This window comes from Planococcus sp. MSAK28401 (assembly GCF_018283455.1).
In the GTDB taxonomy this organism is placed as follows: domain Bacteria; phylum Bacillota; class Bacilli; order Bacillales_A; family Planococcaceae; genus Planococcus; species Planococcus alpniumensis.
In genome coordinates this window covers 3,042,864-3,064,935 of record NZ_JAAMTH010000001.1, presented here as the reverse complement: position 1 = coordinate 3,064,935, position 22,072 = coordinate 3,042,864, and the positions used below count along the sequence as shown (strand labels likewise).

Annotated in this window: 17 protein-coding genes and 1 riboswitch; of the genes, 14 read left to right on the top strand and 3 right to left on the bottom strand. The window is 49.8% G+C overall.

What is annotated here, in order from left to right:
• Positions 1 to 56: 56 nt before the first annotated feature.
• A riboswitch (Lysine riboswitch) is annotated at positions 57 to 235 on the bottom strand.
• A gap of 150 nt (positions 236 to 385) precedes the next feature.
• The 9 genes from G3255_RS15465 (at position 386) to G3255_RS15425 (ending at position 11,448) form a co-directional block, all read left to right on the top strand.
• Positions 386 to 982 (top strand): SAM-dependent methyltransferase, encoded by a 597-nt coding sequence (locus tag G3255_RS15465; RefSeq protein WP_211655285.1) that lies wholly within the window; start codon positions 386 to 388, stop codon positions 980 to 982.
• Between the two features lie 59 nt (positions 983 to 1,041).
• Positions 1,042 to 1,884 carry a KPN_02809 family neutral zinc metallopeptidase gene (gene ypfJ, locus G3255_RS15460; RefSeq protein WP_211655284.1) on the top strand — a complete coding sequence of 281 codons (843 nt, stop codon included), beginning with the start codon at positions 1,042 to 1,044 and terminating at the stop codon, positions 1,882 to 1,884.
• 129 nt (positions 1,885 to 2,013) lie between these two features.
• The gene (locus G3255_RS15455) at positions 2,014 to 3,180 is read left to right on the top strand and encodes a TraB/GumN family protein (RefSeq protein ID WP_211655957.1); all 1,167 of its coding nucleotides are present in this window, start codon (positions 2,014 to 2,016) and stop codon (positions 3,178 to 3,180) included.
• A gap of 151 nt (positions 3,181 to 3,331) precedes the next feature.
• Positions 3,332 to 3,577: a hypothetical protein gene (locus G3255_RS15450; RefSeq protein WP_211655283.1), complete on the top strand. Its 246-nt coding sequence runs from the start codon at positions 3,332 to 3,334 to the stop codon at positions 3,575 to 3,577.
• A gap of 106 nt (positions 3,578 to 3,683) precedes the next feature.
• Positions 3,684 to 6,758: an efflux RND transporter permease subunit gene (locus tag G3255_RS15445; RefSeq protein WP_211655282.1), complete on the top strand. Its 3,075-nt coding sequence runs from the start codon at positions 3,684 to 3,686 to the stop codon at positions 6,756 to 6,758.
• Positions 6,759 to 6,929: 171 nt separating this feature from the next.
• Entirely contained in the window at positions 6,930 to 8,282 is a 1,353-nt protein-coding gene (locus tag G3255_RS15440) for a DHA2 family efflux MFS transporter permease subunit (protein WP_249222346.1), read from the top strand.
• 126 nt (positions 8,283 to 8,408) lie between these two features.
• Entirely contained in the window at positions 8,409 to 9,620 is a 1,212-nt protein-coding gene (locus G3255_RS15435) for a NupC/NupG family nucleoside CNT transporter (protein ID WP_211655280.1), read from the top strand.
• Positions 9,621 to 9,887: 267 nt separating this feature from the next.
• Positions 9,888 to 11,186 carry an NCS2 family permease gene (locus G3255_RS15430; RefSeq protein WP_211655279.1) on the top strand — a complete coding sequence of 433 codons (1,299 nt, stop codon included), beginning with the start codon at positions 9,888 to 9,890 and terminating at the stop codon, positions 11,184 to 11,186.
• A 76-nt stretch (positions 11,187 to 11,262) separates the two neighbouring features.
• A complete protein-coding gene (locus tag G3255_RS15425; protein WP_068870565.1) occupies positions 11,263 to 11,448 on the top strand; it encodes a hypothetical protein in 186 nt (61 codons plus the stop codon).
• 48 nt (positions 11,449 to 11,496) lie between these two features.
• On the opposite strand, the gene G3255_RS15420 is transcribed toward G3255_RS15425, so the two are convergent.
• Positions 11,497 to 12,393 carry a MerR family transcriptional regulator gene (locus G3255_RS15420; protein WP_211655278.1) on the bottom strand — a complete coding sequence of 299 codons (897 nt, stop codon included), beginning with the start codon at positions 12,391 to 12,393 and terminating at the stop codon, positions 11,497 to 11,499.
• Positions 12,394 to 12,649: 256 nt separating this feature from the next.
• Positions 12,650 to 13,855, bottom strand: coding sequence for an MFS transporter (locus G3255_RS15415; RefSeq protein WP_211655277.1), 1,206 nt, complete (start codon positions 13,853 to 13,855; stop codon positions 12,650 to 12,652).
• 223 nt (positions 13,856 to 14,078) lie between these two features.
• On the opposite strand from G3255_RS15415, the gene scpC (G3255_RS15410) reads away from it, so the two are divergent.
• The 3 genes from scpC (G3255_RS15410) to scpC (G3255_RS15400) all read left to right on the top strand — a co-directional run bounded on the left by scpC (G3255_RS15410) (position 14,079) and on the right by scpC (G3255_RS15400) (position 18,090).
• Positions 14,079 to 15,584, top strand: coding sequence for a succinyl-CoA:acetate CoA-transferase ScpC (gene scpC / locus G3255_RS15410; RefSeq protein WP_211655956.1), 1,506 nt, complete (start codon positions 14,079 to 14,081; stop codon positions 15,582 to 15,584).
• A gap of 100 nt (positions 15,585 to 15,684) precedes the next feature.
• On the top strand, positions 15,685 to 16,329 hold the full coding sequence (locus G3255_RS15405; RefSeq protein WP_211655276.1) for a LytTR family DNA-binding domain-containing protein: 645 nt from the start codon (positions 15,685 to 15,687) through the stop codon (positions 16,327 to 16,329).
• Positions 16,330 to 16,575: 246 nt separating this feature from the next.
• Positions 16,576 to 18,090 carry a succinyl-CoA:acetate CoA-transferase ScpC gene (gene scpC, locus G3255_RS15400; protein WP_211655275.1) on the top strand — a complete coding sequence of 505 codons (1,515 nt, stop codon included), beginning with the start codon at positions 16,576 to 16,578 and terminating at the stop codon, positions 18,088 to 18,090.
• 46 nt (positions 18,091 to 18,136) lie between these two features.
• On the opposite strand, the gene G3255_RS15395 is transcribed toward scpC (G3255_RS15400), so the two are convergent.
• Positions 18,137 to 18,604, bottom strand: a complete 468-nt coding sequence (locus G3255_RS15395; protein WP_211655274.1) for a VOC family protein — start codon at positions 18,602 to 18,604, stop codon at positions 18,137 to 18,139.
• A 165-nt stretch (positions 18,605 to 18,769) separates the two neighbouring features.
• Here G3255_RS15395 and rlmN point away from each other — a divergent pair, with 165 nt between their 5' ends.
• Together rlmN and G3255_RS15385 are read left to right on the top strand one after the other, a co-directional pair.
• The gene (gene rlmN / locus G3255_RS15390) at positions 18,770 to 19,843 is read left to right on the top strand and encodes a dual-specificity RNA methyltransferase RlmN (protein WP_211655273.1); all 1,074 of its coding nucleotides are present in this window, start codon (positions 18,770 to 18,772) and stop codon (positions 19,841 to 19,843) included.
• Positions 19,844 to 20,130: 287 nt separating this feature from the next.
• Positions 20,131 to 21,255: an ABC transporter ATP-binding protein gene (locus tag G3255_RS15385; RefSeq protein WP_211655272.1), complete on the top strand. Its 1,125-nt coding sequence runs from the start codon at positions 20,131 to 20,133 to the stop codon at positions 21,253 to 21,255.
• Positions 21,256 to 22,072 lie beyond the last annotated feature (817 nt).

The following is a 22,072-nucleotide window of genomic DNA, read 5'->3' as shown; positions in this document are numbered from 1 at the left end:
GCAGCAACGGGGGCCCGTTGCTGCCGTTAGAAACAATGTTTACCAATCGTTCCTGTTCGTCAGATAGCCCTCCATATAGTTTCCTATATGACAGTCCGGCACTTCTTCAGTGCAGAACCAGCGCACAGGAATATGAGCATCCTGCCGCTTCGGCAAATCCCCCTTTCGGCAATCGTCCTAAGAGCTCATACTCCTCGGATTGCGTACTGATGGTTTTTGCGCCTCTATCCTCGCTCCACTAAGGAAGCAAGAAATTATTGAATTAGCTGTAATATAACAGAAAGAAATAGGAATGGCAAGAGAAAAAGCGTTTTTTATTTTGCAAAATGTGGGAATACAAAGCTACGGCTTGAACTGCTCTCAATAGATCAAAGGAGGCAATCACATGGACGATCAACAAATGGACCGGCAATTGAATATCCAAACGGATGGCGAGCAGATGGGCTTTAATGCCTCGATGCATGAGCACCGGTTCGAAGTGACGCCCTATGCGTGGCTGGATAGATTGTTCAAGGCGCATCCGCTGAAGGGCAGCGGCAGGCTGGTCGATTTCGGGAGCGGCAAAGGGCGCTTGAATTTCTTTGCGCATCATATATTCGGGACGGCGTCTGCAGGAGTGGAAGTTGATCCGTCGCTTCATGAGGCCTCGCTGCGGAATTTAAAGCGCTTTAAGGGGAAGGCGGACATCAAGTTCATCAACGGCTACGCGCAGGATTATGAAATCCAGCCGGATGACCGCTGGTTTTATTTTTTCAATCCGTTTTCCGATCCGGTGTTCATGACTGTGGTGGATCGGATTTTGGCCTCTGCTGCTGAGAACCCGCGGGAAATCGAAGTAATTTTATTTTATCCGGCAATCGAATACACCGATTTCCTCGAACGGCGCACCGCTTTTGAATTGATCAGCGACATTGAGCTGCCGGTAGAGGCGGACGATCCGCGCGAACGATTTTTAGTCTACCGCTTGCCGAGATGGGATTAAGGTTTCCGGTGAAATGGGTATAACTTTATAAAAGTGAATGCAGAAAGAGGGTTTCGGTTATGAAATGGAAAGGGCGAGCGGGCAGCAGGAATGTAGAAGACAGGAGAGGGCGCGGTGTCGGCGGGCCGGTGCTTGCCGGCGGCGGAATCGGCGGCTTGCTGATCGTTCTGTTAATCGCGTTTCTCGGGGGCGACCCGGGAGCGATACTCGGAGATGGCGGAGGAGCTTCTACTTCGGAGCCGTATGTGGCAAGTGAGCGGGAAGAAGAACTGGCCGATTTCGTATCGGTTGTCCTCGCAGATACGGAAGAGGTGTGGGCGGAAGTGTTCGCTGAAGAAGGCATGGAGTATGTCGAGCCGACTTTGGTGCTGTTTTCTGGAAGCGTCCAGTCAGCGTGCGGCATGGCCGGTTCTGCAACGGGGCCGTTTTATTGCCCGGCGGATTCCAAGCTGTATATCGATTTGAGCTTTTACGATGAACTCGAGCGCCAGTTCAATGCACCCGGTGACTTTGCGATGGCGTATGTCGTCGCGCATGAAGTCGGCCATCACGTGCAGAACTTGCTTGGCGTGCTTGGAGATGTCCAGCAAGCGCGCAATCAACTGAGCGAGACCGAATACAATCAATTGCAAGTGCGCTTGGAATTGCAGGCAGATTATTTATCGGGTGTCTGGGCGCATCATGCTCAAGGCATGGGCTATTTGGAAGAAGGCGACCTGGAAGAAGCTTTGACTGCGGCTAGCGCGGTCGGCGACGATACGATCCAGAAGCGCACGCGCGGCTACGCCGTTCCGGAAAGCTTTACCCATGGCACATCCGAACAGCGCAAGGAATGGTTCTACAAAGGCTTCCGCGCCGGTGATTTGAATAGCGGCAATACCTTCGACGCCACGGAATTATAAGCTTTCGAAAAGATTGATATTTTGCGCTTGGTGATTCATTATAAAGAATAGACAGTCTTTTTCATCGCAATGAAAAATGAAGAAGAAATCCTATTCTATGAAGGAAGTACACTCATGACACAAGAGATAATGACAGAAGACAATATTACCCGGCTGGAAGTGGGCGGCAAACAAGTGATTTTAATCGGCACCGCACATGTCTCCAAACTGAGCGCAGAGCAAGTCAAGGAAGTCGTCGAACGCGAACGGCCGGATTCGGTGTGCATCGAACTTGATGCCCAGCGCTATGAATCGGTCATGCAGGACAAAAAATGGAAAGAAACCGATATTTTTAAGATCATCAAAGACAAGAAGGCAAGCCTGTTATTGATGAACTTGGCGATTTCTTCGTTCCAAAACCGTTTGGCCGACCAGTTCGGCATCAAACCCGGCTCGGAAATGATCCAAGGCATCCGTTCAGCAGAAGAGACCGGAGCAGAGCTGGTCCTTGCCGATCGCAATATCCAAGTAACGTTTTCACGCATCTGGGGCAATATCGGTTTGATGGGCAAGGTCCAGTTGATTTCGTCTGTGTTCTTCAGCATCTTCAGCAAGGAATCCATTTCCGAAGAAGAACTCGAAAAAATGAAGCAGCAAGACACCTTGAATGCTGTAATGGATGATTTCACCAAAGCCTTTCCGCGTATCAAAAAGCCGCTCATCGACGAACGGGACCAGTATTTGGCGCAGAAAATCAAAGAAGCTCCTGGGAACAAGGTCGTCGCGGTGCTCGGTGCCGCGCACATCCCGGGCATCACGCGTGAAATTCATCAAGAGCAGGATTTGAAGGCGCTTAATGAAGTGCCGAAGAAATCGAGCTGGCCGAAAATCATCGGCTGGGCCATCCCGCTGCTCATCTTGTCGATCATTGGGTATACGTTTTATGCAAACCCAGCGGCTGGTTTTGACCAGGCAATCAGCTGGATTCTTTGGAACGGCACGCTTGCCGCTATCGGAGCTGCTGTGGCATTCGGCCATCCGCTTGCGATTCTCACCGCCTTTGTTGCTGCACCGATTTCCTCGCTCAATCCGCTCGTTGCGGCTGGCTGGTTTTCAGGGCTCACACAAGCCTTTGTCCGGCGCCCGAATGTGGGCGATTTCGATACCTTATCGAAGGATGTGTTCACGGTTAAAGGCTTTTGGGACAATAAAGTGACACGTGTCTTGCTGGTCATCGTATTGACCAATCTCGGCAGTTCGCTCGGCACATTCATCGGCGGCGCGGACGTTCTGCGGCTGTTTTTCGAAAACTTATAAATCGTGTTGTGAAGCTTCTGCGGGGAATTCCGCGGAAGCTTTTTATTAGTAATTCCACATAATAAAATGTGCGAAAAATATCGAAAATGAATGATTTTTATCAGAAAAAGGAGTATAACTAAAGTATAAAACCGAACGGAGGCGCATGGAGATGGATTTCCTGTTGATGGGGATCTTATTGTGGTCGCTGGTGATTGCTGCACTGCTGCTCGGATTGTACGGAGTTTGGAAAAGATCGTGGAAAGCGTTGTTTTGGGGAGGGCTTGCATCACTTTTGCCGATGGGCCTCATCTTCATGGGGGATGACAGCTGGGTGTTCAAATTAAGCATCTTGCCGCCTCTCTTAATGTTTATCGGGGCATACCTGCTAAAACAGCGTCGCCCTGAAAAAATTTAACTGAGAACCGGCCGAAATTTTCGGCCGGTTTTCGAGTGTTTTAAGTGGTGCTTTCTGATTAGTAGTTATACAATAGTTATACAATAATCGGAGGGGGCAAATCCTTATGCAGTATATACTCGAACGCAGTAAGTTATTCATCTTTTTGATTTTGATCCTCATGCTGGTCGGGGTTTACACTTTCTTGACCTTGCCTCAGCGTGAAGTTCCCGAAACGCCTCCCGGGCTTGTGTTGATTTCCACTATTTTGCCCGGTGCAGAGCCTGAAGAAGTGGAAACGAGCATCACGAATCCGATTGAAAGGCAGTTGCAAAGCATCAATGGCATTGCTTCGATGAATTCCATCTCGGCGAATTCGGCTTCCATCATTACACTGGAAATCGAAGACGGGGTCGAACCTGATGGCTTAATCAATACGATTCAGCAGCAGGCACAGCGCGCATCCGGCAGCTTTCCGGATCAAGCACAGGATATCAGCGTCGAGAAGTTGGACCTGACTTTCCCGTTGGTTTCCTATTTATTCCACGGAGACGAAGCGGAACTTGCCGAACTTGAAGAACCGCTTGCCGACTTGTCGGATGAAGTGGAAGCGGTGTCCGGTGTGGCCGGTACGCAAATTAAAGGATTGAACGGCGAGCAGGTTGTCATCGAACTCGATGGGGATGCGCTCGCAGAAAATCAATTGCAGCCTTTTGAAGTGCTGCAAAGCCTTCAGCAAGCGAACCAGCCGCTGTCTCTTGGCACCCACAGCGACGGCGAGCAGCAATTCGTTTTGACTGTGCAGCAAGGCGAAGGCATTGAAAAATTGCGTGAGCTGCAAGTCGGCCAAGCAGCCGTCCCGCTAGCTGATGTCGCATCGGTCGAATTGGCTGAAACTCCAGCCGAAGACATCGTCACGTTCGAAGGAGAGCCGGCGATTTCCTATACGGTCTTCTTGCAGACTGGTCAGGATGTGCCGTCTGTCGATGATCGTGTCAGCGACGTGATCGATAGCTTTAATGAAGACTTGCCTGCTGGCATTTCGGCAGAACGCTATGTATCTCAAGCTGAGAATGTTAATGAAATCTTCAGCTCGCTTTATGTCTCTCTGTTGATTGCGGTACTGGCAGTATTAATTGTTACGACCGCCGGATTGACACTTTTCGGGGCGTTTGCTGTCGCACTGACGGTACTTGCATCCGTCTTGATCGGGCTCATCCCGATTCCGTCGCTTGGCGTCGATTTAAACCAGATCTCAGTTATCGGCTTGATTATCGCCATCGGGATATTGGTCGATGACAGCATTGTCGTCAACGATAATATCCAGCGGCGCTACAAGCTGGGCGATAATGCAATGACAGGAGCCATCAATGGTGTCAAAGAAGTCTATCCGTCGATCGTGTCGTCCAGTTTGGCGATTGTCGTAACGTTTTCTCCGCTCTTGCTGTTATCAGGCGGAAACGGTGCGTTCATTAAAGCACTGCCGAGTATTTTGATCACGACCATCTTGGCTTCGACAGTGTTGTCGATTACACTCGTGCCGATGATGCAATATTTGCGCACGAAACGCAAAAAACGCAAGGTTTCCGATACGCCGGGCTTCCTCGGCAAGCCGCTTGAAAAGCTTGCACAGGTGTATTCCGGAAAAGTACTGAAAGGTGTTCTGAAACACCCTTGGCTGACAGGAATCGGTGGATTGGTTATTTCGACTGCCTTGCTGTCACTGGCTTTGTTCACACCGTTTGAATTTTTCCCGGCAGCAGACCGTGAAGAAGTAACGATGAATGTGCGTCTTGCGGAAGGCACGACCATCGAAGAAACCGATGCATTTATCCAGGAAGTGACACAAGAAGTCGCTGCAGAAGACGAGGATGTCAACGAAACGACTATCTTCACGGGTGAAGGCCTTCCGAACCTCTTTGCTTCATCCATGGACAACACGGGTGCCAATACGGGCCAAGTGGCATTCCGCATCGACCGCGAAGCGACTTCCGCTTCCGCGTTTATCGATAAATGGCAGCCGGAACTTCGCGAACGCTACCCGGATGCGGAGATTTTCCTAGATACGATTGTCCAAGGGCCGCCAGTCGGTGCACCGGTAACCGTGACGGTGACGGGCGCAGATATCGATGAACTCGCTGCACTGCGTGACACGCTCCAAGAAGAGATGCTCGCAAACGGTGCGACCGTCGTCACCGATAACCTCGGTGCAGCCGTACCGGCCATTGAGTATGTGCCGGAACGGGAAACACTTGAAGACAATGGCATCGCCTTATCGACGGTCACCAATCAATTGCAGCTTCTGACACAAGGCGTCCCGCTTTATACATTGTATGAAGGGCAAACGCCTTACGATGTCGTCTTGAAGCAAGCAGGCATCACAGAAGGCGAACCGATCGACCTTGCTGACTTTAGTTTGCCGGCTTCCAGTTCAGCTGCAAGCGGCGAAGCAGGGCCGCCTGCTGCCCAGCCAGGACCGCCTGAATTGATCGGGCTGGACGAGCTATTGACGGCACAGGAAACGACGGCACTTGCACAGATTCCGCATAGATCAGGAGACCGCGCCATCACGCTCCGTGCGTTCGGTGAAGCGGATGATTTCGAAGCGCAGATGCTCGATGTCGTCGACAATGCACGCGCTGATTTGCCAGCGGGCTATGAACTATCCACTGGCGGCGAGAACTCCGATCAAGAAGCGTTCTTCGCTGAAATCGGCATCTTGTTCCTAGTCGTGCTCTTGCTGGTCTATTTGGTCATCGCGTTCCAGTTCAAATCGTTTGGATTGCCGTTCCTTGTGTTGATTGCCGTTTACCTCGGCATCTCGGGTGCCATCCTCGGATTATTCTTGACGCAGACGCCGCTCAGCTTCCTTGGTGTCATGGGGATCGTCTCCTTGACGGGGATCGTCGTGCGGAATGCGGTCGTACTCATCGACTTCGTGGAAACGCGCCGTCTGACGGGAGACTTCAATATCGAAGAAGCGATTATCGAATCGGGATATGCACGCATCAAACCAATCGTGCTGACATCCTTGACCTCGATTGTGGCACTCTTGCCGGTCGCATTTTCCGGCGACCCGTTGTTTGAACCACTGGCTGTGACGATCATTGCGGGTCTCATGTTCTCGGGAATTTTCACACTAGTCATGATTCCAGCCTTGTATTACTTGTTCAACCGTAAGAGCAAGAAACAAGCTGCCTGATGGAAAGCTGCAAGGTCTTCGGACTTTGCGGCTTTTTGTTTTTGTGGGCAGAGTAAAGCTTGCCTGATGGGGTAAGCAGGAGAGAAAGGGCAATTTTTGAAAAAGGGGGCGATGCGCTTGGGGACTTTGGAGTTAGAAGAAAAATATAGGAAACCGTTGCTCGCGGTATTAATGGCCGGCGTTTTTGTGGCGATACTCAATCAGACGCTGCTCGCCACCGCTTTGCCGCATATAATGGAAGATCTCGATATCACCGCCAACACGGCGCAATGGCTGACCACAGTGTTCATGCTCGTCAATGGCGTCATGATTCCGATCACTGCTTTTTTAATCAATAAATACACGACCCGCCATTTGTTTTTTGTCGCTATGGGCTTGTTCGCCACCGGGACAATCATCTGTGCACTCGCACCTGGCTTCAGCACTTTAATGATTGGGCGGATCGTCCAGGCCTCGGGGGCCGGCATCATGATGCCGCTCGCACAGACTGTATTGTTCGTCATCTTCCCCATTGAAAAGCGAGGGCAGGCAATGGGCATGTTCGGCTTGATCATTTCCTTCGCACCGGCAATCGGGCCGACTTTATCCGGATATTTGGTCGGGCAATACCCGTGGCGTTCGTTGTTCTATATCGTCATCCCGATCGCACTCATTGATTTGGCGTTGGCGTATTTCTTCCTGCGCAATGTAACGGAACGAACTTTCCCGAAAATCGATATTTTGTCGATCATGCTGTCGACCCTAGGGTTCGGCGGCTTGCTTTACGGCTTTTCGAGTGCGGGGGCAGCGGGCTGGGGCAGCGTTTCAGTCATCGCATCGATCGGCATCGGGGCTGTCGCTTTAGGGTTCTTCATCCGCCGGCAGGGCAGGCTCAAGCAGCCGATCTTGGAATTCCGTGTCTTTAAATACGGCTTGTTTACATTGTCGACGATTCTCAGCATCATCGTCTTCGTGACGATGATCGGCAGTGCGACGATCTTGCCGATCTATATGCAGGACATGCACGGGTTTACTGCTCTTGAATCCGGGCTCATGCTGCTGCCAGGTGCCATCATCATGGGGCTCATGAACCCGATTGCGGGCCGTATTTTCGATAAAGTCGGCGGCAAATGGCTGGCGGTGGCCGGACTGTCGATCGTCACCGGCTCGACCTTCCAGTTTACGGTGCTGACGGCCGAGACGGCGTTTGTCTATCTGACCGTCATGCACGCTATCCGTATGTTCGGCGTCGCACTCGTCATGATGCCTGTGACGACAGCGGGGCTCAATCAATTGCCGGACCACCTCATTCCGCACGGCACGGCCATGAGCAATACGATGCGCCAAGTATCGGGTTCAATCGGTACGGCGCTGCTGGTAACCATTATGACCAGCGCCGCGCTCGATCCGGATCGCTACGGCGTAGAAGGGCTGATCCGCGGCGTTAACATTTCGTTTATGGTGACCGGGGTATTGAGTGCAATCGGTATTGTATTGGCATTCTTTATGAAAAACCCAAAACACCAGGAGCATAGCGAAGGATGATAAGAAGCTGTCACAATATGTGTATTTACTTATCCTATTAGATTTGGTAAGATGTCTGACGACAGACAATGAATGATAATAACTTGTTCAATTTTCTGATAAAACTACTTTTAATGAGGTGAAGTTGTGAATTTATTGTGGGGCATCTTCGGTATCATCGTCGTTCTTGGAATCGCTTTCTTGTTCTCTGATGGGAAAAAATCCATCAAGCCGCGGACGATTCTCGGCGGATTGGCCATACAGCTTACGTTTGCGTTCATGGTGCTGGAATGGGAACTTGGCAGACAGGCCTTGCTCAAATTGTCGCAAGGCGTTCAAAACATTATCAATTATGCTGGTGAAGGGATCGCGTTTGTGTTCGGTCCTGCAGCGGATACCGAGGGATTCGGGTTCGTCTTCGCTTTCCAAGTGCTGACGATCATCATTTTCTTCTCGTCTTTAATTTCTGTGCTTTATTATTTGGGCATCATGCAATTCATTATCCGCATACTCGGCGGGGCCTTGTCGAAGTTGCTTGGAACGAGTAAAGCAGAATCAATTTCGGCATCGGCTAACATCTTCGTCGGCCAGACGGAAGCGCCGCTTGTCGTGCGCCCGTTCCTGCCGAATATGAGCAAGTCGGAATTGTTCGCAGTCATGACAGGCGGGCTTGCATCGGTTGCGGGTTCTACACTGGCAGGCTATGCACTTCTCGGTGTCCCACTTGAATACTTGCTCGCTGCGAGTTTCATGGCGGCGCCTGCCGGCTTGATCATGGCGAAAATCATGATCCCAGAACAGGAAGAAATCGAAGAAAAAGAGTTTGTCATGGAAAAAGACGACCGTTCCGTCAACGTGGTTGATGCAGCGGCACGCGGGGCTTCAGATGGCCTCCAGCTGGCCTTGAACGTCGGGGCGATGCTTTTGGCGTTTATCGCACTCATCGCACTGGCAAATGGTGTCCTTGGCGGAATCGGCGGATACTTTGGCGCTGAAAACATCACCATTCAAGGCATTCTCGGCTATATCTTTGCGCCGCTTGCGTTTGCGATCGGTGTGCCGTGGGCAGAAGCGGTTCAAGCCGGAAGCTATATCGGCCAGAAGCTCGTCTTGAACGAGTTTGTCGCTTATACAGCATTTGCTCCGGAAATTGCGAACCTGTCTCCGAAAACGGTCATCATCGTCAGTTTCGCGCTTTGTGGATTTGCCAACTTCAGCTCACTCGCCATCCTTCTCGGCGGGCTCGGTGCGATGGCGCCAAGCCGCCGTCCGGAAATCGCGCGCCTTGGCATGCGTGCCATTGCAGCGGGTATGCTTGCATCGCTTTTGAGCGCAGCAATCGCAGGGATGTTCGTTTAAGCAATAGCTTCATTTTCAATTACATCAAAAACCGTCCGTTCTCTTTTTCATCTAATGTGATGAGCAGGGAACAGGCGGTTTTTTCTTTATTAAATTTTCAATCGATTGGTTGAAAGCGCTAGCAGATGCCTGCATAACTGCCTGTCCCCTTTCAAGAAAAAAGCCTTGACAGCGTCTTTTTTTAGGATTACACTTCTATCTTGGCTTACCTGATTTTTTCAGGCAGAGCGGGTAGGGAGAGGGCTAATTTCATAGAAGGTATGTCTTATGGCAAATTGGATGGACCGGTTTTTCGGTCTTAACGAAAACGGGACGACCATCAAGCGGGAAATGACTGCCGGCTTGATCGGATTTTTTACCGTTGTGTACATCATCGCCGTCAACTCGCTGATTTTATCGGAGTCCGGCATGCCAATCGAGTACGCGATCATCGGCACCATTGCTGCTTCCGTCATCGGCGCATTATTGATGGGCTTTTGGGGCAATGCGCCCATCTTGCTCATTCCGGGCATGGGAATCAACGCATTGTTCTCCTATACGCTCGTCCAGTCGATGGGGCTGAGCTGGCAGGAAGCGCTTGCGGTCGTCTTTGTCTCGGGTGTCATTTTCGTCTTTGTCGCGTTTACGCGCTTTTCGAAAATGCTCAGCGAGGCCGTGCCGAATTCGCTGAAAGAAGCGATCACGGTGGGGCTCGGGCTGTTTCTGATGCTATTAGGCCTTGAGAAAGGCGGCCTTGTCGGGCCAGGAGACGGTGCGATTCTGTCGCTCGGTTCGCTGTCGGATCCGCTCGTGCTGTCGACAATCGTGACGTTTTTGCTCGCGATCATTTTATTTATCCGCAATGTGCCGGGAAATTTTCTGATCACCATTGTACTGGGAACGGTCATTGCCTATTTCTTCGGCATGATCGATCTTGGCCAATTGAGCGAGCCAGGCGTCAATACGGCAGAAGCCTTTGCGGTGTTCGGCGCGATGTCGTTCGGCAATTTTTTGTCGACAACGTTTTGGGTGGCGGTATTTTCCCTGACGATGGTCTTGGTGTTTGAAAACATCGGCCTCGTCCACGGACAGGTGAATTTCATCGGCCGTCCGGAAAAATATTCGCGCGCGTTCCAGGCGACTTCAGTCTCGACGATGGCTTCCGGATTTCTCGGCACGAGCCCGACTGTGGCCAGTGTGGAAAGTGCGGCAGCGATGGCTGCTGGCGGGCGCACCGGTTTGACTTCACTGACGGCCGGCTTTTTGTTTATGGGTGCAGCGTTCTTCATTCCACTGATCAAGATCATTCCCGACAGCGCGATTGCGCCGATTTTAATCATCATCGGCGGGTTGATGCTTCAGAATATCAAGAATCTCGACATGAAGGACATGAGCGAAACTTTTCCGGCATTGTTGATCATTGCGCTGATTCCGTTTACGTACAGTATTGCGGACGGCATCGCGATCGGGTTTATCCTGTATCCGGTGCTGAAAGTGGCGATCGGCAAATGGCGTGAAGTTTCCCCGGCTCTTTATGTGATTGCTTGTCTATTTTTCGTCAATTACGTGTTTCACGTGGTCGGCTGAAAAAGCGCATCCGTTTGATGGATGCGCTTTTTCTTTGCTTTGCCGTGTTATAATAAAAGAAAAGGAGCGGATCACGATGCGCTATTTTAAATCGAATATGGAGAAATTGGTCAACCAGGAGCCGGAACTGAAAAAACGGCTGAAGGTATTGATGAAGGAAATGGAGCTTGAGAAAAGCTTTGCGTTGAAGGCGCTTTACCATTCGGAAGTGGCGGACAGCGGACCGTTCATGAAACAATACCAGGAAATTGACAACCAGTAAAAAAAGCCATGCGCGAAGGACTCCTTCACGCATGGCTTTTTTGTGCAATTACAAGGTATGGGCTGTCTTGAATCCGTCGAGCCATTGCTGCCAGGATTCGAGTGTGGTGCCGATGCAATAGCGGTTGATTTTTTCATCATCGCAATCGATGCCTTGCCCGCCCAGTAAAAAGTTAAGGCCGGGAACAGCATCAGAAAGTTCTTTGATGTATTGTTCTGCAACTGGCCGGCTTTTTGGCGTCATAACAGACATGCAAACCAACTGGAAATCCTGCTTGGCCACCATTTCTGCTAGGCCCTCAAGCGGTGTGTCCGGCCCCGTGTAGACGACGTGGAAGCCGTTTTCACGCAGGAACAACGAGAACAATAATAATCCCAGCTGGTGGTGTTCGCCACTCGGGCTAAGCGCCAGCACTCTCGGGAGATGGGGCGCTACCGGGAAGACCCGGAAAAACTGGTTGAAGCGCTGCTGGATGATATTGGTGATCATATGTTCATGGGCGACGCTGATTTGGCCATTTTCCCATTCTGCACCGATTCGCACCATAAGCGGCGCGATGATATGGAAGAAGACGGTTTGGTGGTGGAATAGCGAGAACTTCAAATCAAGCAAATAATTAAAACGGTCAATGTCTATTTCTACAGCGGCTTGGTACAGCTCTTCAATTTGCCTTGCATACTCAATGGGTTCGTGTGAATCGGTGACTTCTGGGTGGTAGAATTGTTTCCTTGAAGTGTGCAATTGCTTCACAGCTTCGCTGATTTTCATGCCATTTTCCTGAACTTGGATTTTCAGCCATTTCAAATCCTCTAAGTTTTGATCGGAATACAGGCGATGACCCGATTCTGTGCGCGCAGGCGTGATGGCATTATAGCGCGTCTCCCAGGAGCGGATGGTCACTTTAGGCATGTCGAGTATTTTGGCTGCAGCTTTGATGTTGTACATAGCATGACCTTCATTCCGTAGTTTTTTGTTATACAAATATTATACAACCATCTATCGCCAGCGTAAAGCTATTGGCTTTTCCCGTTAGCAGAAAAAGGCAAGAAAAAACAAATCTCTAGACAAAACCCACCTTCTCCCAGTGTAAAGTCTTGCAGTAAACCCTTTATATGGAAAAAGACAGGGCAGCTTAGTCGCTGCCCTGTCTTTTTATCGAATATAAAAGTGATACAAACTTATCCAGCAGTAAGCATTTGGATCATTGTTCGACTGTGCGTGCCTGCTTGGCAGACCTTGAGCGCTGCCAGCCGGCTGTGATGACCAGTGTAGCCAACAGCAACAACAGGCCGAGAATGAATGGGAAAATGATATTGATGTCGAATAGAATGCCGGCCAGGAGAGGCCCCATGACATTGCCGATGCTCATATAGGCATTGTTCATGCCCATGGCAAAGCCGACTTCGCCTTCTGCGAGTTTTGAAATCAATGTATTCAACACCGGTCGTAAAATCGAAGTGGCCAGGAAGATGATCAGTGACACCCCAAAGAACATGACATAACTACTCGCAAATAGCGATGCGAGGAACCCGCCCGCTGCAACGCCGAGAAACGTGATCAAGACGCCAATCTCGCCAAAGCGCGAGACAATGCGGTCAACGACAAATAATTGAACGATGACACTCACTGTACCGGTTGCTGTGATCATAAAGGCGATGTCTTTCGCAGTGGAATTAAATTGATTGTCGAGATAAAGCCCGAGGACGGATTCGTAGGCAAGCAAGCCAAAGCTCATGACCAGCGTGATGACCAGCGGCAAAAAGTAAGGAACCGAAGTTGAGCGGCCGATCTTTTTAAGCATTGATTCGGATTGTGTCATTGTCAAAGCGAGATCCGGATCCGCTTTTTCGGCGTCGCTGTCTTTTAACACGAAAACGGAAAACAGCACCGCTGCAAGGGATACGAGCGCTGATACGAGAAATGGCAGCTTTATATTGTAATCGGCGAGAAAACCACCGATTCCGGGCCCGATAACGATGCCCAGTGACATTGCCGCAGATACTAGGCTTGTGCCTTTAGCGCGTTGTTCGAAAGTAGTGATGTCAGCGATATATGCGAAAATGGCTGGAACAAGCATGGCCGCACCGATTCCCCCGATGACGCGGGAGAAATACAGCACCCAAATAAAGTCGGAAGCATAGAAAATAAACATCGATAAAGTGAGCCCCGCAAGGCCCCAGATAATCATGATGCGGCGCCCGTATTGATCTGCCCATTTACCGGCAATCGGCGAGAAGAGGAACTGGGCAGCAGCGAATATGGCGATCATCAGGCCGGCTGCCATGCCACCTTGATTGATGGAAACAAGATATGACGGCAGAATCGGGATAATGATGCCGAAACTGGCGATGGCGATGAACATATTGATCATCAAAATCAAGATCTTTTTGCGTTGGTCTTTGGACATGGGGGTGCCTTCTTTCTTATATATATGTACATATGGCAGTTATATTGACTTCCCCATATTATGGATACTTCTGAAGCTTGTCAATCACTTTGCAATCGGCAAACAGATTTTCTTTTCCGGCAGTCTGAAAGCTTCTCGGATGTTAAAAATCGAAACGGGTTGAGCGGTGTAGCTTCAAGGGTATAAGGTAATATTCAAGACTGACAGGGGGAAGGGGATGGCGATGGATCAACGACTCGAACGAATCAAGTTAACGGCTTTGCATGAACGGATAGTTAGTGCTGAACAGGCAGCCTCCTGGATAACGGACGGCATGGCGATCGGGCTCAGCGGATTCACGCGCGCAGGTGATGCCAAGGCCGTACCAAATGCCTTAGCGCAGCGCAGGGAGCAAGAGCCGTTTCAAATCGATGTCTACACAGGCGCTTCACTCGGTTCCGGAATTGACGGGCGTTTCGCACAAGCAGGCATCGTCCGAAAACGCGCGCCGTATCAATCCGATCCGGTCATGCGTTCTGCGATCAATTCGGGAGAGGTGCAATTCGTGGATCACCATTTGTCCCAAACGGCGGAATGGGTTCGCGGAGGCGTGACGGGCCCTTTGGATTTTGCCATTATTGAAGCGCTTGGCATCACGCGGGAAGGCTTGTTAATCCCGACCACTTCCGTCGGCAACTCGATGGTATTCGCCCATCATGCGGACAACCTCATTATTGAAATCAATACGGCACAGCCGATGGAACTTGAAGGGCTCCACGATTGCTACGAACCGCAAGCGATTGGATCGAGACAGCCGATCCCGCTCGTCTCGCCCAGGGACCGTATTGGCACAAAAGGCATCCCGATCGATCCGTCGAAAGTGAAAGGCATCGTCTGGACCGATCAAGCAGATTCGCCCTCGCCAATCGAGCCGCCTGATGAGGAAACGGATATCATGGCGGGACACTTGCTTAAGTTCCTGCGTGGGGAAGTGCAAGCCGGCCGCTTGAGCAAAAGTCTGCCGCCGCTTCAATCAGGTGTCGGATCTGTTGCAAATGCGGTGCTGCATGGCCTGATCGATTCGGAATTTGAAGGGCTGGAACTGTATTCCGAAGTGCTGCAAGATGCTGTGTTCGATTTGCTCGATTCTGGCAAGGCGTTATTCGCTTCTGCTTCGGCGATTACTTTATCCAAGCCTTATATGGAAAGAATTTATCAAAATCTCGGGCGCTACCGGGATCGTTTAGTGCTGCGGCCGCAGGAAATTTCCAATCATCCAGAAATCATTCGGCGCCTCGGCCTTATTTCCATCAACACGGCGTTGGAATTCGATTTATACGGCAATGTCAATTCAACTCATATCGCCGGCACCAAAATGATGAACGGCATCGGTGGGTCGGGTGATTTTGGGCGCAATGCGCAGCTCGCCATTTTCGTCACCAAATCCACCGCCAAGAATGGGAGGATTTCTTGTGTTGTGCCGTTCGCTTCCCATGTCGACCACACAGAACATGATGTAGACGTGTTGGTCACAGAGCACGGCTTTGCTGATATTCGCAACTTGGCACCACGTGAACGGGCGGAGCGGATTATCGCGAATTGCGTCCATCCGGATTACCATTCGCAGCTGCAGGATTACTTTAAAGAGGCAATCGCTCAAGGGGGGCATACGCCGCATGTCCTGGATGAAGCATTGTCATGGCATGCAAGATACAAGCGCACCGGCACGATGTTAAAGAAATCGCCATAATTTCCAAGAAACCGATGCGGCAGCCTTGTGGCTAACTTTTCTGTTCATGCAAAGTCATGTATACTAATACCACTTAGATATTATTGGAGGCCCGCGCGCGATGGAAAAAATTACACCCGGCCCGCTATTGGATGTGATGGGGGAGCTATTCTCCGATGAAGTCTCGATAGCGGTCTCTAATATGGATGAATATACTTATTATCGCCCGAGCAAACGCATTGACTTGAAGATCAAGGCAGGGGATAAAGTGCGTGAAGGCACCATCGCCCATAAAGCGCTGACGACCGGCCAAAAAGCATCGGAATTCATCAACCGGGAAGTGTTTGGCGTGCCTTATCATGGCATGGCGGTGCCGTTTGAAGAAGACGGCGTGCTCGCGGGCTGTGTCATGGCGATCTACCCGGCCTATACAGAAGGCAAATCGGTCGTGACGGTAAAAAGCCCGGATGGCTGGAAACCGATTCCGTTCACTGATGTGCGTTATCTTGAAGTGAAGGACCGAAAAACCCACGTCCACGCTGCTGACTTTTCCGGAACGAATAAAAACTCCCTGCAGGAATTCGAATATTTGCTGCCGAGGGATTCATTTATCCGCTGCCACCGTTCGTTTATTGTCAATGTCCATCATATAGAAGAAATCCATCCCGACACCCATTCCACATTCGTACTGGCGATGGATAATGGGGAACGGCTGCCGGTCAGCCAATCGTATTCCAGCTATTTCCGCAAACTACTCGGCTTCTGAGAACGCATGAAAATGCTGTCTCGGACAGCCGATTTTCTGTTTGACCCAAGGTATGCACTCTTCTATTCGGATATTCTCTGTTGCGCTCCGTTACGCGTTATCATTAATAATAGTTACACAATTAAATTGGGTGTTTTGCATCTGTTTTTTAAAAAATGAACCCAATATATTAATGTTCACTATTATGAAAACGCTTCAAAAATTGGTATATATTAGATAAAAAAACAGAAAGAGAGTGTGGATGGAATGGAAAAGAACCTCGAGCGGATCAAAGCGGCAGAATTGCAGGATCGTGTAGTCACAGCGCAAGAAGCAGCTGGGTGGATTCAAGACGGCATGACACTCGGACTTAGCGGATTTACAAGAGCGGGGGATGTAAAAGCGGTCCCTTATGCATTAGTTGAGCGCGCTGAAAGCGAAAGCTTCAAAGTCAACGTCTTCACTGGTGCATCCCTCGGGTCCGACATCGACCGCTTATTCGCGGAAGCAGGCATCGTCAACAAACGGTTGCCGTTCCAAGCAGAACCCGCCATGCGCAAAGCGATCAACGGCGGCGATATGTATTTCGTTGACCATCATTTGTCCCATACAGCGGAATGGATCCGTTCAGGGGTCATCGAGCCGATCGATTTCGCGATCGTCGAAGCATTGTCGATTACTGAAGACGGCATGATCATCCCGACGACTTCTGTCGGCAACTCTTCTGTTTTTGTGAAACATGCAAAAAACATTATTGTGGAAATCAATGCAGCCCAGCCGGAACTGTTTGAAGGCATCCACGATATTTACGATACCGGCAAACAAGGCGAGCGTGACCCGATTCCATTAACATCCGTTGATCAGCGCATCGGAACGAAAGGCATCCCGGTCGATATGGAACGCGTGCGCGGCATTGTCTTCACACATCAGGAAGATTCCCCGTCGACCATCGTAGCGCCAGATGAAGATACGAAAATTATGGCTGACCATTTGCTGAACTTTTTCCGCAGTGAAATTGAAGCCGGCCGCCTGACAGAAAAACTGGCTCCGCTTCAATCCGGAATCGGCTCTGTCGCAAACGCCGTGCTTCACGGCATGATCGATTCAGAATTCAAAAACTTGGAAGTCTATTCAGAAGTGCTCCAAGATGCGGTCTTCGATTTGATCGATGCCGGCAAAGTGGATTTCGCTTCGTGCTGCTCGATCACTTTGTCCGAGCCAAAAATGAAGCAAGTGTTCAGCGAGTTCGACCAATACCGTGACAAGATCATCATGCGACCACAGGAAATCTCGAACCATCCGGAAGTCGTCCGCCGACTCGGCTTGATCTCGATCAATACGGCACTTGAGTTCGATATGTACGGAAACGTCAACTCGACGCATGTCTCCGGCACGAAAATGATGAACGGCATTGGCGGCTCAGGGGACTTCGCCCGCAACGCGCGCCTTGCCATTTTCGTCACGAAATCCACCGCAAAAGACGGCAAGATTTCAAGCGTGGTGCCATTTGCCTCGCATGTCGACCATACCGAGCACGACGTCGATGTAGTTGTCACCGAACAAGGCTATGCCGACCTTCGCGGACTGGCGCCGCGCCAGCGCGTGGAAGTCATCATCGAAAATTGCGTGCATCCGGATTACCGCCCGCAAATGCGCGAGTATTACGAAGAAGCGCTGACACGCGGAGGCCAGACGCCGCACGTCCTCGAGAAAGCTTTGTCGTGGCACGACTCATTAGCCAAAAACGGCACAATGCTCGCGAAAAAAGAGCAATTGGTCTAAAACAAATAAAACCGGGCAGCCATTTCGGCTGTCCGGTTTCTTTTGGTTAACGATTGCCATACATTTCTGATGTGTTGCGTGAATATAATTCAATGATGTTGCCGAATGGGTCTTCGGTATATACTAAATAATGGGGCTTGCCTTTATTGATATTCCACATCTTGCTGCGCTGGCGCCCGCCATGCTGGACAATGCGTTCGATCGTTTCGACGATGTCATCGACCACCAAGGCAATATGGAAAAATCCTGCACGCCGCGGCGGCTTTTCAGAAAAAGAAGGGTCCTGGAATTCAAATAGCTCGATTCCGAAGCCGTCCGAAGACATGAGATGGACATTGCGCATCTTGCGAATCTCCGGCCCCTGTAAATCGTTGGTCATCGACTCCGTGCCTTCTGTTTCTGCATCAAATTCAAACGGTCCCGCCAAAATATGAAAATCGAATACTTTTCGGTACCATTTAATTGCCTTATCTAAATCGGGCACCGCCAGTCCCACATGCGTAATTGCTGCCATGATGATTCTCCTCCTTTTTGCTGTATTGATTCTGTACCCTTCTAGGAGCGGGAATATGCAGAAATACAGCGGGTATAAAAGGATTTAGTCGAAAATAGTTGTTGCCAGCCTGGATTTTTAGTATTATAATAAGCAATTGTGAAATTCTGAAATGAGGGTCCTAATATGAAAAATTCCATCTATGGATTGACGATAGAACAATTAAAAGATTGGTTTGTTGAAAATGGCCAAAAGAAATACCGCGCGGAACAAGTGTGGGATTGGCTTTACATTAAACGTGTCACTGAATTCTCGGAGATGAAGAACTTATCGAAGGATTGCATCGAGCTTTTGGAAAACAATTTTGCGATCCGTACATTAGACCAGGCAGTCAAGCAGGAATCGTCTGATGGCACAATCAAATTCCTTTTCCGTTTGCAGGATGGCAACTTGATCGAAACAGTTCTCATGCGCTTTAAATACGGCAACTCGGTATGTGTTACGACACAAGTCGGCTGCAACATCGGCTGCAGTTTCTGCGCGAGTGGCCTGTTGAAGAAGAGCCGTGACTTGAACGCCGGCGAAATCGTCGAGCAGATCATGCAAGTACAGGCGCACTTCGATGCAGAGCAAAAAGAAGAGCGCGTCAGCCACATCGTTGTTATGGGAATCGGTGAACCGTTCGATAACTACACAAACTTGATGGATTTCCTCCACGTTGTGAACTCTCAAAAAGGGTTGGCAATCGGAGCGCGCCATATCACGGTTTCCACAAGCGGTATCGTGCCGAAGATTTACGATTATGCGGATGAAGGCTTGCAGGTCAATTTGGCAATCTCCATCCACGCCCCAACGAACGAATTGCGTTCACGTATCATGAAAATCAACAAAGCTTACCCAGTTGAAAAATTGATGGATTCCATCGATTATTACCTGGAAAAATCGAATCGCCGTATCACATTCGAGTACATCATGCTGCGCGACGTCAACGACCATGTCGAAGAAGCGAACAAGCTGGCGAAATTGCTTGAAAACAAGCGTCATTTGTCTTACGTCAACTTGATTCCTTACAACTCGGTCGATGAGCACGACCAATACCAGCAAAGCACGCCTGAAGCCATCAGTGCATTCTATGATGCATTGAAGAAAAAAGGCATCAATTGCGGTGTCCGTCACGAACAAGGCGCAGACATCGACGCTGCCTGCGGACAGCTTCGCAGCAAGCAAATCAAAAAAGAGAAAAAACCGGTAACGGTCTAATTGCATGACAGACAGCAAGCTCCCGAATTCTTCGGGGGCTTTTTGTTTTGAGGGAAGAGGGGCCCAGGATCTGATGGGGAGTGAGTAATGCAGGTTTAATTGGTTGGAACGGAGCTTGTGCAACTTTTAAAAAGCCTGATAGAAAGGACTTTATGAATTGGTTGCCTCCCGAAGTGCGGGAATATTACCTCTGTAGAATGTATTTAGGCAAACGTTTGCACGATTGTATTTGTAATTTACTGCAAATTCTCTATAATGAAAGAAAACGCTTTAGAGGAGAATGGGAAATGTCAGAAATTAAAATTGAGCAATTAGGCAAACGCTATGACAAAGGCGCATTGGCAGTCAGTGATTTCAATTTACATATAAAAGATGAGGAGTTTATCGTGTTTGTCGGTCCTTCGGGGTGCGGGAAATCGACCACGTTGCGGATGATCGCAGGACTGGAAGAAATCTCGGAAGGCGAATTCTTCATTGACGGAAAACGCATGAATGATGTCGAGCCGAAAGAACGCGACATCGCAATGGTATTCCAAAACTACGCCTTATATCCACATATGACTGTTTATGAAAATATGGCATTTGGGTTGAAACTGAGAAAGTTCAAAAAGTCGGAGATTAAACAACGTGTAGATGAAGCTGCCGCGATCCTCGGATTGGAAGACTACCTGAACAGAAAACCGAAAGCGCTCTCAGGAGGGCAGCGCCAGCGTGTAGCCCTTGGACGTGCCATTGTCCGTGATGCAAAAGTTTTCCTGATGGATGAGCCCTTGTCGAACTTGGACGCGAAATTACGCGTACAGATGCGCGCTGAAATCTCCAAGCTGCATAACCGTCTGAAAACAACAACGATTTACGTCACTCATGACCAAACGGAAGCGATGACCATGGCCTCCCGTATCGTGGTCATGAAAGACGGATTGATTCAGCAAGTAGGCACGCCAAAAGAAGTCTATGATTTCCCGGAAAATCGCTTTGTCGGCGGCTTTATCGGTTCACCGGCAATGAACTTCTTTGAAGGCCAGCTAATCGACGGCACTTTCGCTGTAGGGAATAAAAAAATGGCGATTCCTTCAAAACTATTGGATATGTTGAAAGCAGAAGGCTATGACAATAAGCCAATCACGCTTGGCATCCGCCCGGAACATATCCATGTTAATAACGAAGACCTGTCTGGAATTCCGGCTAGTGAATTCGATGCGACTATTACCGTATCCGAACTGACAGGTGCTGAGACGATTCTCCACGCCGTCTACGAAGACCAGGAATTTATCGCGCGGGTCGACGCAGCAACTACAATCGAAGCAGGACATCAAGCGACACTCGCCTTTGACATGGCACACGTTCATTTCTTTGATGCAGAAACCGGCACACGCATCAAGGCACTAGAACGCACAGGAGTAACCGTATAAAATCCATTGGCCTCGACCGGCTCAAACGCCGGTTGGGGTTTTTGTTTATGTACTGAACAAATAGTCTGGAAGCAGGAAGATGAACAACAATATGTAGTCTGAACCGATTTCCATAGTTCCCGCTCGAAAAGTTCTACCATCCGCCTCGGAGCAGGAAGCGATTCCCCTGCAACCGGATGAATAACCGGGAAGCAGAACCATGTAAACACATCGGTCTCAACGAGATCTCTAAGCAGTCCAGCGCCAAGGGTGAGCCGATGCTATAAGACAGACGTTCTTTCTGGCTTATAGCAAGAGGCCAACCCCAAGCAGGACAGCGACGGCCTCTCTGATGCTAAAACCGAATATCAAATGCATCACTATCTGCCGTAAAGCAGGAAGTGATTTCCCCACTGGCCGACGAATACTCAAGAAGCATAAGCACTTAAATCCATGTCTCCCAACGAAATCTCTAAGCTGCCTAGCGCCAAGGGTGAGCCGATGCCATAAGACAGGTGCTCTTCCTGCCTTGTGGCAAGAGGCCAACCCCAAGCAGGGCGGCGACTATCCAACTGATGCTCAAAGTGAATGTGAAATGCCTCACTAAATATCTTGAAGCAGGAAGCGATTCCCCCACCGGCCGATGAATACTCAAGAAGCACAACCATTTAAACCCACTTGTCCCAATGAAATCTCTAAGCTGTCCAGCGTCAAGGGTGAGCCGATGCTATAAGACAGACGTTCTTTCTGGCTTATAGCAAGAGGCCAACTCCAAGCAGGGCAGCGTCTATCCATGTGATGCCTAAACACTTCATTATGAATAAGCGAATTCATTAAG